The organism is Bradyrhizobium sp. USDA 4502 (genome assembly GCF_054063355.1).
On record NZ_JBSSGF010000001.1, the window covers coordinates 4,732,003 to 4,747,310 of the forward strand.

Consider the following 15,308-nt stretch of genomic DNA (forward strand, 5'->3'; position numbering starts at 1 on the left):
ACATGGCCTTTACTGATCGCATTCCGTACCAGGCGCAGGTCGATCGACCGAAACTGACATTACCTGACGGCAAGAAGCTTGCCGTGTGGGTTATCCTCAATGTCGAGGAATGGCGCATCGAGAATGCGATGCCACGCACCGTGCTGAGCCCACCGATGGGCCAGCCCTTGCTGCCCGACGTGCCGAACTGGTCGTGGCATGAATACGGCATGCGCGCCGGCTTCTGGCGGCAGTTCAAAGCTCTGACCGATCGAAAGATACCGGTGACACTGGCTGCGAACGCCAACGTCTGCAACAGCTATCCGCGTGTGGCGTCGGCGGCGCGCGAGGCGGGCTTCGAATTCATGGGACACGGGTTTGTTCAGGGCCCGATGCACAAGGTCGAGAACCAGGCGGACGCAATCAAGCGCGCGGTCGACACGATTGCTGGATTTACCGGCAAGCCGCCGCGATCATGGGAAAGCCCGGGCCTGACCGAAACCGAAAAAACGCTCGATCTCCTGCGCCTCAACGGGATCGAATACGTGGCCGATTGGGTGATCGACGATCTCCCCCAGGACATCGCCACGCCGCACGGCACCGTGACGACGATTCCCTATTCGGTCGAGACCAACGACATTGTCATTCACGCGCTGCAACACCTTCCGTCGGAACAGTTCCTGACCCGCTGCACTGACCAGTTCGATCGGCTGTACCTTGAGGGCGCAGAGAACGCGCGGATCATGGCCATCTCGGTGCATCCCTACATCACGGGCGTGCCGCATCGTATCAAGTACCTGGAGGCCCTGCTCGATTACGTCATCGGCCATGACGGCGTCGCCCTCATGACGGCAAGCGAGATCGGAGATTGGTATCGGGGTCAGATGGCGACAATGTAGCCCGGGTCAGCCGACGACCTTGATCGGCGCCCGTCGACGATCGGTCGCGCTCTCCGCCATCCTCTCAAATCCCGCGAGGAAGATATCCAGCGCGTCACTGATCATTTGCGCCTTGTCCTCGAGGACAGGCGCTTCGTAGATGTACTTGCGTACGCCATAATAGAAGATGCCGCCGTGAAACACCCAGGCCAGCTCGAGTTCTGCGGCGCTGGGCCTGCCTTGCGTCGCGAGGCCGGCGTCGTGGCGGCATTCCCGGAGAATGCGTGTCAGGATCTTGTCCTTGACCATGCCAACATACCACCGATTGATATCGAGGCCCTTCAGGCCGGAGTAGAGATAGATCCGGAGCCATCTTCGGTTGAAAATCGCGTCGGTATAGATCTCGTAAAATTCCTGAAGCCGCACGCGGAGCGGACGTGACCGATCCGAGAGCAACTTCTCCCAGCCGATTTCAAGCGGTTCGAGATATACCTTGCGGTAGACCTCCTTGATGAGATCGTCCTTGCTCGGAAAGTAACGGTAAAGCAGCGGCTGCGTTACGCCGAGCTTGTGAGCAAGGGCGCGCGTGCCGCCGCCAAATCCCTCCTCCGCAAATAGCTCGGTTGCCTTGGTAACGAATTCACTGCGACGATCGACGGCTGATAGTCGCCTCTGCTTGGCACGAACGCGCTTGACGGGCGTCTTTCGATTCATGATGTCTTGTCACCACCCTCAGCCAAAAACCCGCCAAAACCTCCGCGCGCGAACACCAGCGGATTGTTCCGGTTATAGGCGTAGGCTTCCACCGCGCCCAGGAAAATGACGTGATCCCCGCCATAGTAGCGGTTGGCGGCACGGCACTGGAAATTCGCGACCACATCGGCAAGCACGGGAGCATTCCCGAGGCCCGGCGTCCAGCTCACACCCGCGAACTTGTCACCCGACGATCTGGCAAACTGCACCGCCAGCGCCTGTTGCGACGCGTCTAGAACGTTGACCGTAAAATGGCTGGCATTCTGGAAGATCGGCAGTCCCTGCGAAAACATGCCCAGGCTCCACAACACAAGTGGCGGATTGAGCGACACCGATGCAAAGGAATTACAAGTAATTCCATAGGGCCGTCCTTCAGCCGCCATCGCGGTGACTATCGTCACACCTGTTGCGAACGTACCGAGCGCATTGCGGAAATCACGGGGATCGATCGCCGAACTATCGCTTGCGAGCTCACTGGCGGGATCCAGCGGATGTTTGGGCGAGTCGGACATCCGGCTTACCTCAAAGCGTCAGGTTTTCAGACGGCAGCCCCAGAGCCACCCGCCCGTAATTGGTGCCCGCCGCGTCAAAATTGAACGCGAGATGCGAATTCACCGCGTGCGCGTCGCGGAATTGGCGCTGCAACGCTCCAGAGGTAAACAGGCTGCGTGCGCCGCCCGCCGCAAATAGAAGAGACACCGCCTCGGTGCACAAATTGACCGCGAACGCACCGTCGCGCCGAAGCTTCGTCTTCGCTGCAATGCCCGGGATATCGCCACGCCGGACCTCCGCAAGTGCCTCAACGCAGCTCGTGCGCATGATTAGCCGCGCGGCATCGATCTTCGCCGACGCCTCGGCGATCTTGATCTGTGTGCTTTGCAGGTCCCCAATCTTGGCCCGGTTATATGTCGAAGCGCGGTGTCGCGCGATCTCGACATAGTCATCAAGGCAAGCCTGCGCATTTCCCAAACCAACCCCGGACAACACATAGGGAAACAACGAAAAGACCGGAAGCATGTAGAGCGCATTCGGATTGACGATACTGCCCGGCGTCGCACCTCCCGCAAGATCGCTGACGGCAACGGTCATATGCTCGGGAACGAATGCGTCGGTGACCCGCACGTCGTTCGATCCCGTTCCGCGCAAGCCAGCCGCATTCCAAGTGTCGTCGATGCTGTAGTCCCGCCTGTTCAACAGGAATAGCCGATACTCGACACCATCGGCCTCATCATCCGAGGCGACCACGCTCGCGAGCATGTTCCATCCGCAGGATTCCACCCCGGACGAAAACGGCCAATGACCACTCAGAACATATCCGCCACTTGCCTTCCTCGCACGACCTGCCGGGAAGACAAAGGAAGACGCGATCAGCGCATCCGGATCCTCTCCCCACACCGCGCTCTGCGCTTCGGGCGCGAACATACCCAGCATCCAGTGGTGACTTGCAAGGTTGGCAAAATTCCAGGAGACCGAGGCGTCTCCCTGCCCGAGGGCATCGGCGCAGTCGACCAGGGCAACATAGTCGAGCTCGCTGCCTCCGACGCGCTTGGGCTGCAGGATCCGGAAAAGGCCGCTGTCAAGCAAATCCCGCTCGGTCTCCGGCGGCAATCTGCGCAGCTCTTCGGTCCGCGATGCCCGTTCGCGCAATGCCGGAACAAGCGCCCTGGCGCGTGCGACCATGACCGAATAACGATCCATATCCGGGCCTGGCTGTACCTTCGTGTCGAGCCCGCGGCCAACCTCAACCATGGTCTCTTCCTTCGTTCGATCTCCAAGACATTTGCGCGCGCGATCGAGCCGTCAACTCAGTTTATCGATCGATCACCAGAGATCAAGGCGCGCAAGCCTGCATTCCGCGAATTCAGCGCTCAGGATCCACGACTGCCGCCGGGCGCCCATTTAAGGAAACGCTTCCAGCGATGCTTCGTTCGCACTGCAGAGGCCCATTCTAGCATCCCCACGCCCAAAATTCGATGCCGGCTACGACCGCGGCTTGCCAAAGGATGTTACCCATGGCCAGAAACGCAAAAAACCCCGATCGCCGAAGCCACCGGGCGCTCAACGTCATCGAATTGTTCGCGACAACCCGAACCCACGTCGCAGGATCTAGACGAGCTCCTTCCTCCAATACAGCGTGTGCTGCCATGCCCAGGGCGAGACAGGTTCGAAGAGCCGATATCCTCGCCGGATAAAATCATTGGCCAAGAAGATGTACTCGCTCGGAGCCGTGTCGCAATCCGGATCAGGATCAGGCAACACCGCACGAAAATGCGACCGTGGGAACGTCCGTCTGCTCGCGTTTGGAATGCGGGCGCTGAATGAACTGGATGATCTCGGCGCTCATGCAAGCTCCCACAACGCGATGGCAACCAGATCCGCGAGCGCGAGCGATATCAGATAGGCGGTCATGCAAACCTCGTTGATCGGCCGTCAGCGCGCGATGCGGCCATGGCATGAATGTGCGGCAGATCGCGCAGCGGGCGGCGATCTTTGGGGCGCGAACCTTAGCCCTGACGAGTGGGGCCGCGGGCGGCGCCGGCTTTCGCCGCGCCGCAGGACCGGCGCGTTCGCGCGCACCAGCCAATTCGTTCTCTTTTCAAGGGGGCCGGACGGCGGCGCGCTTGCGACACTCAGGCGACGGGCTGGGAGGATATGGCGTCGTGACGGTGCGGTCGCCGTCCGATTGGTGAAACGGCAAAGGAAAAGCCCGCCGCGGATTGCTCCGCGCGGGCTCAACAATTTCTGATTTTCGGATTATGACCCTGAGTTGCCCGACGTGTCAAACCTATTTCGGGCTGAATGCGATCGGTAAAATGCGATGCGTCGGCTTCGATGGTGAGAAACCGCCTTGAGCGAAAGTTTGGGCATTGATCCGGAATCGCAGCGCAGGCCGGTGCCAAGCGCCTATGCTTGCTGCGATGATGTGTGCCCGACGCGTCAAGCGGACATCTCACAATATTTGGATCGACATCAATGCAGTTTTTGGCCTGCGTCGGTCGAACTGACCCGCGCCGCATTTGATTGCAAGGAGGAAGCGTCGATGTATTTCGTTGCTGCCGTGCTCGCGGTCCTGTCCGGCCTGTTCTACGCCGCGGGCCATCATCAGATCGGCTCTCTCGGTGCCACCATGTGCCAGTATGGCGGCATGTTCTGCGACAGCCCGGTGCTGGTTCTCGTTGGTGCAGGATTTGCAGCAGCGTGGGGCATGCTGGTCAGCATTCGCTGATCATCCCGCGACATTCCGACGATGATTTTGTGCCGCTGATTTGCCCGACGTGTCAATTCCCGCGCCCTGCGTCGGGATGTGATCCCACGAACGCCCGCAGCTATTGCGGCGTGCTCGGGTTTGCCGGATGAGCGGGCTTTGGGCCGGGTGGATCAGGCTCGATCGGTGCCTTGGGCTCGGTCGGTATGACCTTTGCGCCAGCCGCGCGCGCCGCCTCGCCGGTCGTTGAGTAGTTAGCCGAAGCGGCCGGCTGCACGTTCGGCTTGTTCCACGGACCGTGATCCACGATCAGCATGCCGAGCACGCCGAGGATCGCAACCACGGCCGCGACCAACAGCGGCGTGCCACCATGCCGATTTCGATGCTTGACCGAACCGCCATCTGCAATGCCATGCGCCTGCATTGTCATCATCGTCTCCTCCACGGAAACAAGCCGCGACCCGCGCGTAAGTTTCCGGTTCCCCGATGTGAAAGCGAGGCATGTCGGTGGAACCAATCCGCCGCTGCGGAATTTCTGGGATATGTGACCGCCATCGCCGTTCAATACGTGCGGATGGCAAAGGCGTTGGTCACCTGACTTTCAATAAATCGCGGCACGGCACATGAGCTCCGAAACACCCGAGTTCCCGCTTCAACCCACACTCGGTGAACGAGCGATCGACACCGCGACGGACGTCTCGCGTACGATCACGGAGGTGTCGGATGGACTCCGAGCCGCCGCCGATCGCCTCAGCGATGCCATCGCGACCTCGCGCCGACCGGGCGGAGCCCTGGCCACCGTGAGTGCGGTCACGCGCGAAGCGCCGCTCGCAAGCCTGTTCGTCGCGTTTCTGCTCGGCGTCGCCGTCGCGCGCCGGCGCTAAACCGTCGATGGGGCCGCGAACGCCGTCCTAGAACTTGCCCTTCGTCGCGTCCTTGGTCGCCGACATCACGCTACCGCTGATCTGCCGCATGTGTTCGCCGGCATTGGTGAACTGGCTGCGCAGGAATTCCGACTGGATCCGCATCGCCTCCTGCAGATCCGTTGCGTGCACGAGCTTGCGCGCATGCTCGAACGCCGCCTTCATGTTCTGCTCGGTGAACGACAGCGCTTGTTTGGAGATCTCGGTACCGGCGCCCGGCATCGACGTCATCGACTTGCTCGCAGCATCAAAGAACAGACTGAAGGCCTGTTCGGCCTGGTCGATGGTCTTTTCCGCGAGATCGCGCAACTCGGCGGGAACTTCAAGCTTAGGCTCAATCATGATCGCGCCCCCTGAAATAAGCGTCTGGCGAGGTTAGCATAGATTGTGACGGCGTCAGCGCCGGATCGCGAGCAATGACTCGCTCCGGCCAATTGAGGAAAAATTACCTAGCCACGACCGACAGCCGATTCCAATTATGTCAGCACTGTGGCATAGTGATTCGGCTTCTTCGTCGGCCGCGTTCGCGTCTCTGGGGAATAAGGGGATCCGATGCTGCGCGCCGTTCGTCCGACACCGACCTGCACCCGGTTCAAGACCAGCATAGAGATGCCGTGCATGAAGTGCGGCACGCAAATGCGGCTTGCCTTGATCGAGCCTCGCGACCAAGTCTACGACGTGCTGACCTATCAGTGCACGCCTTGCAATTCCGGTGAAAGCTTCCTGAACGCGCGCTAGGCTGCGCGCCTATTCAGTCCCTCACCACGGCGGCTCCCGTCTCCGTCAGCCCGGGCTCGTCGTCATGCAGTTCGACGAGACCGAGCTCAGCGAGGATGTGCAGATCCTCGTCGCTGACCGGTGACAATTTGAGCCTGCCGGCCTGAATATCCCGCAAGGTCCAGCGCAAGCCGATCGCGCGCTCGAGTGAAAATTCCGCGAATGGATTATTTGCCATCCGCCTCGACTAGTGCGGCATTTGGATCAGACTTTGTCGTTGCCGCGGCGGCTTCATGGACACCACAGATTGATCGCCGCTGGCGCGATCGAGGCGCACAATGCCTCGACCACGCCAACGCTTCATAGATTGCTCGCAGCGGCTCAGTAGCGGTAGGGATCGATATCGAGAAGCGGGAATGCGCTGAACACGCTCGGCAGATTGGTCGGCATCGCCGGATGCAGGTAGGATTTGTCCAGTTCGGCAAAGCTGGTGACGCCGAGCAGACCGAGGCAGCGGATCACCTCGTCCTCCAGCAGTTCAAGCATCCGGACAATGCCGGCCTCGCCGGCCGCGGCAAGCGCCCAGCACTGCAGGCGGCCGATGCCGACAAGATCAGCGCCCGAAATGATAGCCTTCACAATATCGGTGCCGCGGCAGAACGAGCCGTCGACCATGATCTTGGCACGGCCCGCGACCGCCTGAACGATCTCGGGCAGGACATGCATGGACCCACGGCCATGGTCGAGCTGTCGGCCGCCATGATTTGAGACGTAAATCCAGTCGACCCCGTGGTCGAGGGCGATCTTGGCGTCTTCGGCGGTGGCGATCCCCTTGAGGATAAGTGGAATCTTGAACTTGTCCTTGATCAGCTTCACCGTCCGCCATTCCAGCCCCTTCTGGAAATCGCCGCCGGTGGCGCGGATGCGGCTCTCGCGGACATAGCGCTTGGCTATGTCGCGCTCGCGCCGGCTGTAGTGGGCGGTGTCGACCGTGAGGCAGAACGCGGCGTAACCGTTGTCGATGGTGCGGCTGACCACATCCTCGACAAAGGCATCGTCGCCGCGCACATAGAGCTGGAAGATGCGAAGCGCATCCGGTGCCGCCCTGGCGGTGTCCTCCAGCCCGGGCTCGGAAACCGAACTCAGCATGTGCGCCGCGCCGAACGTTCCCGCTCCACGCGCGACGGCCGCGCCCGCATTCGGATCGAAGATCTCGAGCGCGCCGACCGGGGCGATCATCACGGGAAGCCGGAGCTTGCGTCCGAATACCTCGATGGAAGGATCGACGTTGATGACGTTGCGCAGGACGCGCGGCCGGAACGCGATCTCGTCGAGCGCCATTCTGTTGCGGCGCATCGTGGTCTCGGTCTCCGAGGCGCCGACGATGTAGTCCCAGGCGTTCTGATTCAGCTTGGCGCGGGCCTTTCGCGCGAATTCGTGCAGGTTCTGGAATTCCTCGCCGCTGGCGCCGAGTTCGACATTGCGCGTCTGCCGAATGGGGGTCCCGTCATTCATGGTGTTTCTTCTCCCGATTTGGCCGGCACATTAGCCGCAGACAAACCGGAAAAGCTACCACCTTGAGCCACGAATCCGGCCAGCGAAGGCCAGCTATTCGCTCGTGAGATAGATCGGTTCTCGACGCGACGCGGTTCGTATCCAGACGACCTCGCCCGAGGCGAGCTAGCTGCCCGAAAACCGGTTTCGGTACTCGGTCGGCGATACGCCGAGGTGGCGCAGAAAGGCCCGCCGCATTCGCTCGTCATCGCCAAATCCCGCGCGCTTGGCGACCTCGACCACACCGCCGATCTGGCGGCTTTCGAGCAGCAAGCGGGCCGTCTCCACGCGCAGCGCCTCGACGCCGCTTGCCGGTGTCATGCCGGTGCGGCTGACATAGGTCCGGGCGAAGGTGCGTGGCGTCATCCCCGCCTTTTCCGCGAGGGTCTCGACCTTGAGGTCGCTCGTGATGTTCTCGATGATCCAGGCGTGCAGCGCGCTGAAGCGTCCCTCGACGTCCGATGCCTGTGCGGCAAGGACGGTGGAGAACTGGCTCTGACCGCCCGGCCGTTTCAGAAACACCACAAGTCTGCGCGCAACATCGAGCGCGATGGTGTGGCCGAAATCCTCCTCGATCATGGCGAGCGCCAGATCGATGCCGGCGCTGACCCCGGCCGATGACCAGACCCGTCCGTCCTTGACGAAAATCGCGTTGGGCTCAACCCGGATATTGGGAAAGCTATCCTGCAGACGGGGACAATAACGCCAGTGCGTTGCTGCCCGCTTGCCGTCCAGAATCCCGGTCCAGGCCAACGCAAATGCGCCAAGGCAAACCGACGCGATACGGCGCGCCTTCGGCAGCGCCTCCGCGATCCAGTTCATCAACTTCGCGTCGTTGCGAATCTTCCAGATACCGGGCCCGCCGGGGATCACCAGCGTGTCGACCTCGGCCGGCGCAATACTGTCGATCGGCGTCGTGTCGATCATCATGCCGACATCGGTTGGCACCAACCCGCCGGAGGTCGACAGGTAGGACAGCGAGTAGTCCGGTCCCGGCAGCTCGATCGCTTCCAGTTCTGCAAACACCTGCGCCGGTCCCGAGATGTCGAGCAAGGTCACACCCGGAAAGGCAACGATCGCGATCCGCCGCGTCGCTTTCTTGTCGCGCGGCTCAGGCCGGGGCCGGGGCGCTTTGGCAGTTTTCGAGGGCATATTGTCCTTTAAGCCATTCGAGGCTGCCCTGTATAGCTCGCATTGGAATTCTGGAGTTCTGCCATGCCGCGAAGTCTGGGCAGCGGATACGAGGCGATCAAATCGCCTTGGACGGATTACGCGATCTACAGTCTACCCGATGCCTCCCGGGTCGAAGCGTGCGACCGTCAGCCGCTGATGGACGCCATGAACGGCATCATTGCCGTCAACTGGCAGGCCACCGAGCCGCACTGGACAACAACCTCCTCGCCCTTCGACAAGAAGTATAGCCTGATCCTTGTCTACGATCGGTCCGGCCTCATTGCCTTCTCGGTCTACCGCATCCTGGAGATGTCGGCCGGACTTGGAATCTATCGCAGCGGCACGGAAGTGCTCCCGGCGCACCAGGGCCGCGGCTTCTACGGCTTCTTCACATCGGAAGTCCTGAAATGCTCCGGCGCCGCCGCGAGAGCCGAGGGCAACGTGCTCTACGGCTGGCGAACCCGCAACCCGATCGTCTGGGCAGCGAACGCTAAGATTTGCGAAAAAGTGACTCCATCTTTGCTCGACGATACGCAGGATCTCGCCCTGCAGGCGGCCTGTATCGAGATGTGCACCTCGCTCTATCCGGGCAAGCCGCTCGAACTGCCCGACATGATCATGCGTGGCGCTTACGGCCACATTAAGCACCATCGGCAGGCCTATCATGGCACCGCGTCGCTGGTCGATGCCGCGATATCGCGGAAGATTCCGAATTCAGCGGATGCCCTTTTCTCGGTGGGTTACGCGAGGGTGTGATGTCGATGCTCGGACAACAAGCTGTTTATGCCCCGACGTCGCGCTTCACCGATCGCGCCTATCTCGCGTGGACGGCGGTGGCCATCGCCTACGCCATCGCCTTCCTGCAGCGCGTATCGCCGCAGTCGGTCAGCCTCAGCTTCATGCACGACTTCAACACCGACGCGGCCGGCGTTGCGATGCTCGCCTCAAGCTACTTCTGGGGCTACACCTTGATGCAGATTCCGGCAGGCCTTCTGGTCGACCGTTACGGCGTCAAGCGCGTCGTTCTCGTCAGCATGATCGCCTCCTCGCTCGGCAGCGCCGCGTTCGCGCTAGCACCGAACCTGCTCGACGTTTTTGTTGCGCGCCTGATCGTCGCCTGCGGCGATGCGCTGGTCTTCACCGCACTCCTGAAGCTCGTGGCACAGAGCTTCGCGGATGAGCGGTTCGGCATGATGTCGGGCATCTCGCAGGTCTCCGGCTATGTCGGGGGCGTGATCGCGACCACGCCGCTTGCAGCTGCGGTCTCAGGGTTCGGCTGGCGGGCCTGCTTCCTGTTCATCGCCTGCATTGGGTTGGCCAACCTGGCTTTCGCCAAGCTCGCGCTCAAGCCAGATCCGGCCTCGCACAGCAACAAGACGCTGAAGGGCGTGGTGATCGCCGCGCGGCAATCGCTGGCTCATGTCGCGAACTGGGGTTGCGCAATGACGTTTGCGTCGCACTTCGCGGTGGTGACGACGCTGTCGGGCGTCTGGGGCATTCCGATGGTCGCGCACTTCTTCCACATCTCCCCGACGGCGGCCGGCACGCCCCTGCTCGCCTTCATGATCGGCAATGCGCTCGGCTCGATCTTCCTGGGTCACGCCGCCGATCGCGCCGCGGCGGCGCTTGAGCGCGCGCTGATCGGCATTTGCGTGCTGCGCATGCTGCTGATCGCGATGCTGCTGCCGCCGATCGCCCAGACATTTGGTCTCGCCTACGTCACCGTCGTGTTCACTGCCTTGGGGCTCGTCGCTGGCGGCACCGTCCCGCTGGTGCTGAAATGCGTCAAGAAGCTCTACACCGCCGATCTGATCGGTGTGGGCGCATCCGTGAACACCACAGCCGCCGGTATCTTCGCCGGCATCTCGCAGCCCATCATCGGCTTCGCGATGCTCGCCGCCAGCAACGCCTCGGGGACCGACGCCGTACACAACACGGCCGCGATCGGCGACGGCGGCTACAGCGCCTTGATTGTCATTCTGCTTCTCATGTCGCTGCCGGGCATTGCCGGACCGCTCTTGATGAGAAGCAAGTTGATAGCTCGTTAGTGTCGTTATGAGTGTAGGGGGTGTTATGGAGCGCTTGTTCTTGAGAAAAGGCGAAGTCACGTCAAACTTTCCGGTCAGCAGCTGGCAGAGCGTGATGTTCTCCGAGTTTGAAGCGCAGATGAGCAGCGAGGCAAGGCCGTTCCCTTGCGTGTTCGGCGTGACCGGACATCGCCAGGATCAGCTCCGCTACCTTTTCCTCGATCCATATGACGTGGCGGTGCTGGGCGAGCAACTCGGGCAATATGTCTCGCAGGCGCGCTCGTTCGGTCCCAACACCTCGTTGATCGTGTTCACGCGGCCCCGCCCGGTGCAGACGCTCGATGCCTATTATCGCAAGATGTGGCTGACGCTCGATCAGCTCGCGCGGCTGGACAAGAACCCGTGGCCATCAGAGATTCCGGAACAGATCGACCATCCGATGTGGGAGTTCTCGTTTGCGGGCGAGCCGATCTTCGTGGTCTGCACGACGCCCGCGCATGTGATGCGGCAGAGCCGCCGGTCCAGCGCCTTCATGCTCACGTTCCAGCCGCGCTGGGTGTTCGACAAGATCCTCGGGACGGAGAAGGCCGCGAACGCCGCGTTCGCGGAGGTGCGCAAGCGCCTGATCCCGTACGACAGCGCAAGCCCCTCTCCGCTTCTTGGCCGCTACGGCGCAACCGACGGCCGCGAGTATCTGCAGTACTTCCTGCACGACGACAACCATGCGAGCTCGGGCTGCCCCTTCGCCAAGCTCGCGCAGAACAAGGCTCAACCGATCGCGAACAAGGAGCAGGCAGCATGACCCAGATCATCGCAGGCACGAAGACTGAATTTGCCATCGCCCCGGAGATCCTGAACCTGCTCCCGGCCCAGGGCTCGGTCGAGCTGCAGCATGATGCGGCCGGCAAGGTGCATCAGTTCCATACCCATCCGGTCGACGAGATCCTGATGATCGTCAGCGGCCGGCTGAACTTCATCTGGGATGGCGGCGAGCGGGTGGTCGGCGCCGGCGACACCATCCTGCTGCCAGCCGGCACCCGTCACCAATCCGAAGCGCTCGAGGGCGGCGCGATCTACGTGATCGCGACGCAAGCGCCCGCCAAGCCAATGAACAGCTGACGCACAGGAAAGATTTGCGAGCACCTCAGGACAGTGAGGGATCGCGCGGCGGCTCAACCGCCAAACGTTCGATCAGCTCGATGACCTCGGAACGCTGGTCGGGCGCAAGTCGAAGGAAAGCCTTCAACAGTCGCAGGCTTTCCAGTGTTTCGCTCGATGGAGCTCCGAGCTTCTTCTGCAGCTCCGCAACGTATGTGGGATTTTTCATCTCGCACCTTAAGTGAGGATTACGAATGGCATACCCAGGTAAACGTGAAGGCTTGGCCCAGAAGGTCGACACCGCAGCACAAGAGGCCGAACGCCTCGGCCTGACCACGGCAACCCTCATCCTCCGGATGGCACGCCTCGAGATTGATCGGGCGGAACCCGAAGAAGTTGAAAGTATGCCAAGGAACAACTTGCGCAGCAAGCCGAACTGAGTTCCCGAAACGGACCAGCTTCAAGGCCGCCGGCGACGCGCCGGGGCCTGCGACGCCTGAAAGACATCTCGCCAGGCGAGAGGCTTTCCTCTCGCCTGCTGTCAGGTTGTTTTGCGAATAGTTGATCTTTTGTGCAGGCTGAGCACGCTGGAGCGTTTTCGAGCGAAGCGGATACCGGTTCGTGTCAAGGAAACGCGTCAAACTAGAAGCCAGAGCCCCATTCCGATTCCATCGGAACGGAAAAGGCCCTAGCCGGTGTTGCCTGCCTTGCCGAACGCGCCGGCCTCGGCCAGCGCGGCGATGCGCCGATCGTCGTAGCCGAGCGTCTTGCTCAACACGTCCTTCGTATGCTGACCGAGCAGCGGGGCAGCAACAGGATCAACGGACGGCGTCAGGCTCATATTGACCGGCGACTCGATGTTCGGAACCAAGCCGGCGGTTGGATGCGCAATCCTGCTCAGGCGATGCCGGTCGCGCACCTCGGGCGCGTTGAACCCCTCCTCGACCGTCCGCAGATAGCCAACCGGAATGTTGGCCTTCTTCATCTTCGCCATCCAGTTCTCGAGCGTGTCGCCCGCAAACACGCTGGCAATGATCGCGCGCAGCTTCTCCTTGTTAGCCGTGCGCGCCTTGCGGTGAGCAAACTCGGGATCGGTGATGAGATCCGGGCGATCCAGCACGTCGGTGACGAGCCGGCGATACAGTCGGTCATTGGCGCAGGCCATGTAGAGCGGACCATCGGAGGCCCGGTAGACGCCGACGGTCGGCGAACCGTTCGGAGAGTTGCCGAAACGGCCGGGATTGTTGCCATTGATGAGATAGGCCATGCCGTAGAAGCCGGTCATAGACACCGCTGTGTCGATCAATGCGACCTCGACCTGCTGACCGCGACCGAGCCGATCGCGCGCAATCAGCGCCAGCAGAATGGCGTTGCAGGCCGACATGCCCGTCGCCATGTCGACGATCGGCGGCCCGGTGCGCACCGGCTCGCCATCCGGAAAGCCGTTGAGCGACATGAAGCCGCTTTCGGCCTGCGTGATCGGGTCGAAGCCCGGGCGCAGCGCGAAATCGCCTTTGCGGCCGTAGGCGGAGATCGAGCAATAAATCAGCCGCGGGTTGGTCGGCGCCACCGACGCATAATCGAGACCGAATTTCTTCATCACGCCGCCGGAGAAATTCTCGACCACGACGTCGGCCTTGGCAATCAACGCGCGCGCCACCTCGAGCGCGGCCGGATTGTTGAAATCGAGCGCAATGCCGCGCTTGTTGCGGTTGAGGCTCAGATACGCCGCGCTCTCCCCGCCGATTTCGGCGTGCTCATAGGCGCGCGTGTCATCACCGCCGTCCGGATTCTCGATCTTGATGACTTCGGCCCCGAAGTCGGCCAGCGTTTGCGTGCAGGCCGGGCCGGCCACGACGCGGGTGAAGTCGACGACCAGCAGGCCGTCGAGCGCCGTCGGAACTCCCTCCCCGCGCGGCGTGCGCCCCGGCAATTCTGGTCTGGTCATGATCTGACGCTTCCTCTGTTATTTTATCAGGCGAAATACGACGGTCCCTGCCAAGACCGGCACTGCTCGCCTTTTAGCGGAAGCTCGTCAGCAAAACCAAACCCGGATTTTGCAGGGCGGGACCTTCGTCCGACATGGCTGTCGATGGCCAAAGACGACCCGGCGGCCGCCGACATGGTCGGACGCCTCGCATGCGAAGCAAGCCTGCCGGATACCGATTTGTGGGGCGCGGAGCCCATACGCAGGCGGGTGGCGGCACGCCGCCGCCCGCTTTCGTGATGGGGAGCCTTCGAGCTATTCGGCGATCATTTCGCCGGAGCCGCCGAACTCAGCCGGAAAATCCTTCAACTTCGGCAGGCCGTCGCGTATCTGCAGCACTGCCTCGGAATAGTTGACGTGAACGCCTGGGCTGAATTTCAGCGTCGGGATCGTTGCGGTGAACACGTCGACGAGCCCGAGCGTCGGGTGGTTGGTCATCAGGTGACCGCCGCACTTTGTGCAATATTTGCGCTGGCTCATCGCGGTCTTCTCGAACGTCGCGATGTGGTCGGCGCCCTTGGTGACCTCGACCGCCTCGGGCTTCCAGAGGCTGAACGCATTCACCGGACCACCGGACCAGGAGCGGCATGAACGGCAGTGGCAATAGCCCATTGCCTCAGGCTCTCCGCTCACCTTGAGTTCGACGGCGCCACAAAAGCAGTTTCCAGTGTGATTCATCGGTCGGTTCTCCCTTGGGTTATTTTGATTGGGCTCAGCGTCGGCATCGATCCACGTTGCTCGTGGTGTTCGTGATGCAGAGAAGATGTAGACAGTGCGTAGCCGCGGCGAACTCCCTTGCGTGGACGTACCAGACCCTTCCCCGCGCGAGGCCTCGAATGCAGGCAGGTCGTCGACGCGACGGAAGTTACATGAGAGTCCGCGCCGCTGTCGACCATCTTCACAGCCTTGGCCGGGCCAATCCCGACCGCACACAAGGAAGGAGTTCAGTGTGAGGCAAGGCACAGTCATGCGATGAGGGCTACCGCGCCGGATTCCTGCGCGGCAAACCGGCAC

20 protein-coding genes and 1 pseudogene are annotated in these 15,308 nt (G+C 61.8%); 9 read left to right on the forward strand and 12 right to left on the reverse strand.

What is annotated here, in order from left to right; genetic code table 11:
- Positions 1–2 precede the first annotated feature (2 nt).
- The gene (locus ACVW1B_RS22035) at positions 3–878 is read left to right on the forward strand and encodes a polysaccharide deacetylase family protein (RefSeq protein WP_253607731.1); all 876 of its coding nucleotides are present in this window, start codon (positions 3–5) and stop codon (positions 876–878) included.
- Between the two features lie 6 nt (positions 879–884).
- Here ACVW1B_RS22035 and ACVW1B_RS22040 read toward each other — a convergent pair whose 3' ends face one another.
- From ACVW1B_RS22040 to ACVW1B_RS22055, 4 genes and pseudogenes are all read right to left on the reverse strand, one after another.
- Positions 885–1,571: a TetR/AcrR family transcriptional regulator gene (locus ACVW1B_RS22040; RefSeq protein WP_018272811.1), complete on the reverse strand. Its 687-nt coding sequence runs from the start codon at positions 1,569–1,571 to the stop codon at positions 885–887.
- A complete protein-coding gene (locus ACVW1B_RS22045) occupies positions 1,568–2,122 on the reverse strand; it encodes a flavin reductase family protein (protein ID WP_076834073.1) in 555 nt (184 codons plus the stop codon). The genes ACVW1B_RS22040 and ACVW1B_RS22045 overlap by 4 nt, the downstream gene beginning before the upstream one ends.
- A 10-nt stretch (positions 2,123–2,132) precedes the next feature.
- Entirely contained in the window at positions 2,133–3,308 is a 1,176-nt protein-coding gene (locus ACVW1B_RS22050; protein WP_375167139.1) for an acyl-CoA dehydrogenase family protein, read from the reverse strand.
- A 408-nt stretch (positions 3,309–3,716) separates the two neighbouring features.
- Positions 3,717–3,812: pseudogene (locus tag ACVW1B_RS22055) on the reverse strand (GNAT family N-acetyltransferase); the annotation flags it as partial.
- A gap of 838 nt (positions 3,813–4,650) precedes the next feature.
- Between ACVW1B_RS22055 and ACVW1B_RS22060 the strand changes: the two are divergent.
- Positions 4,651–4,836, forward strand: coding sequence for a hypothetical protein (locus ACVW1B_RS22060; RefSeq protein WP_092082963.1), 186 nt, complete (start codon positions 4,651–4,653; stop codon positions 4,834–4,836).
- Positions 4,837–4,936: 100 nt separating this feature from the next.
- Here the strand turns inward: ACVW1B_RS22060 and ACVW1B_RS22065 are convergent, their stop codons facing one another.
- Positions 4,937–5,239: a hypothetical protein gene (locus tag ACVW1B_RS22065; protein WP_057020638.1), complete on the reverse strand. Its 303-nt coding sequence runs from the start codon at positions 5,237–5,239 to the stop codon at positions 4,937–4,939.
- Positions 5,240–5,438: 199 nt separating this feature from the next.
- Here ACVW1B_RS22065 and ACVW1B_RS22070 point away from each other — a divergent pair, with 199 nt between their 5' ends.
- Positions 5,439–5,699, forward strand: coding sequence for a hypothetical protein (locus tag ACVW1B_RS22070; protein ID WP_050383887.1), 261 nt, complete (start codon positions 5,439–5,441; stop codon positions 5,697–5,699).
- 27 nt (positions 5,700–5,726) lie between these two features.
- Here ACVW1B_RS22070 and ACVW1B_RS22075 read toward each other — a convergent pair whose 3' ends face one another.
- A complete protein-coding gene (locus ACVW1B_RS22075; RefSeq protein ID WP_016847366.1) occupies positions 5,727–6,080 on the reverse strand; it encodes a phasin in 354 nt (117 codons plus the stop codon).
- Between the two features lie 210 nt (positions 6,081–6,290).
- On the opposite strand from ACVW1B_RS22075, the gene ACVW1B_RS22080 reads away from it, so the two are divergent.
- Positions 6,291–6,476, forward strand: a complete 186-nt coding sequence (locus ACVW1B_RS22080) for a hypothetical protein (RefSeq protein WP_018272817.1) — start codon at positions 6,291–6,293, stop codon at positions 6,474–6,476.
- A 13-nt stretch (positions 6,477–6,489) separates the two neighbouring features.
- On the opposite strand, the gene ACVW1B_RS22085 is transcribed toward ACVW1B_RS22080, so the two are convergent.
- The 3 genes from ACVW1B_RS22085 to ACVW1B_RS22095 form a co-directional block, all read right to left on the reverse strand.
- Positions 6,490–6,693, reverse strand: a complete 204-nt coding sequence (locus ACVW1B_RS22085; RefSeq protein WP_253607729.1) for a hypothetical protein — start codon at positions 6,691–6,693, stop codon at positions 6,490–6,492.
- Between the two features lie 143 nt (positions 6,694–6,836).
- The gene (locus ACVW1B_RS22090; protein ID WP_253607728.1) at positions 6,837–7,970 is read right to left on the reverse strand and encodes an alpha-hydroxy acid oxidase; all 1,134 of its coding nucleotides are present in this window, start codon (positions 7,968–7,970) and stop codon (positions 6,837–6,839) included.
- A gap of 165 nt (positions 7,971–8,135) precedes the next feature.
- Complete coding sequence (locus tag ACVW1B_RS22095; protein WP_456792564.1) at positions 8,136–9,161, reverse strand: GlxA family transcriptional regulator; 1,026 nt, start codon at positions 9,159–9,161, stop codon at positions 8,136–8,138.
- A 42-nt stretch (positions 9,162–9,203) separates the two neighbouring features.
- On the opposite strand from ACVW1B_RS22095, the gene ACVW1B_RS22100 reads away from it, so the two are divergent.
- From ACVW1B_RS22100 to ACVW1B_RS22115, 4 genes are read left to right on the forward strand one after another with little or no spacing between them, the layout of a single operon-like run.
- The gene (locus ACVW1B_RS22100) at positions 9,204–9,938 is read left to right on the forward strand and encodes a hypothetical protein (protein ID WP_456780114.1); all 735 of its coding nucleotides are present in this window, start codon (positions 9,204–9,206) and stop codon (positions 9,936–9,938) included.
- Positions 9,938–11,230, forward strand: a complete 1,293-nt coding sequence (locus ACVW1B_RS22105) for an MFS transporter (protein ID WP_225645893.1) — start codon at positions 9,938–9,940, stop codon at positions 11,228–11,230. The genes ACVW1B_RS22100 and ACVW1B_RS22105 overlap by 1 nt, the downstream gene beginning before the upstream one ends.
- 40 nt (positions 11,231–11,270) lie before the next feature.
- Positions 11,271–12,011 carry a YqcI/YcgG family protein gene (locus tag ACVW1B_RS22110; RefSeq protein WP_253607726.1) on the forward strand — a complete coding sequence of 247 codons (741 nt, stop codon included), beginning with the start codon at positions 11,271–11,273 and terminating at the stop codon, positions 12,009–12,011.
- Positions 12,008–12,328, forward strand: a complete 321-nt coding sequence (locus ACVW1B_RS22115; RefSeq protein WP_253589728.1) for a cupin domain-containing protein — start codon at positions 12,008–12,010, stop codon at positions 12,326–12,328. Before ACVW1B_RS22110 ends, ACVW1B_RS22115 begins: the two co-directional genes overlap by 4 nt.
- A 25-nt stretch (positions 12,329–12,353) precedes the next feature.
- On the opposite strand, the gene ACVW1B_RS22120 is transcribed toward ACVW1B_RS22115, so the two are convergent.
- The gene (locus tag ACVW1B_RS22120; RefSeq protein WP_168856031.1) at positions 12,354–12,536 is read right to left on the reverse strand and encodes a hypothetical protein; all 183 of its coding nucleotides are present in this window, start codon (positions 12,534–12,536) and stop codon (positions 12,354–12,356) included.
- A 25-nt stretch (positions 12,537–12,561) separates the two neighbouring features.
- Here ACVW1B_RS22120 and ACVW1B_RS22125 point away from each other — a divergent pair, with 25 nt between their 5' ends.
- Positions 12,562–12,747 (forward strand): hypothetical protein, encoded by a 186-nt coding sequence (locus tag ACVW1B_RS22125; protein ID WP_016847356.1) that lies wholly within the window; start codon positions 12,562–12,564, stop codon positions 12,745–12,747.
- Between the two features lie 248 nt (positions 12,748–12,995).
- Here the strand turns inward: ACVW1B_RS22125 and ACVW1B_RS22130 are convergent, their stop codons facing one another.
- Entirely contained in the window at positions 12,996–14,258 is a 1,263-nt protein-coding gene (locus ACVW1B_RS22130; protein ID WP_253609938.1) for a CaiB/BaiF CoA transferase family protein, read from the reverse strand.
- Positions 14,259–14,549: 291 nt separating this feature from the next.
- Positions 14,550–14,972, reverse strand: a complete 423-nt coding sequence (locus ACVW1B_RS22135) for a GFA family protein (RefSeq protein ID WP_026193083.1) — start codon at positions 14,970–14,972, stop codon at positions 14,550–14,552.
- Positions 14,973–15,308 lie beyond the last annotated feature (336 nt).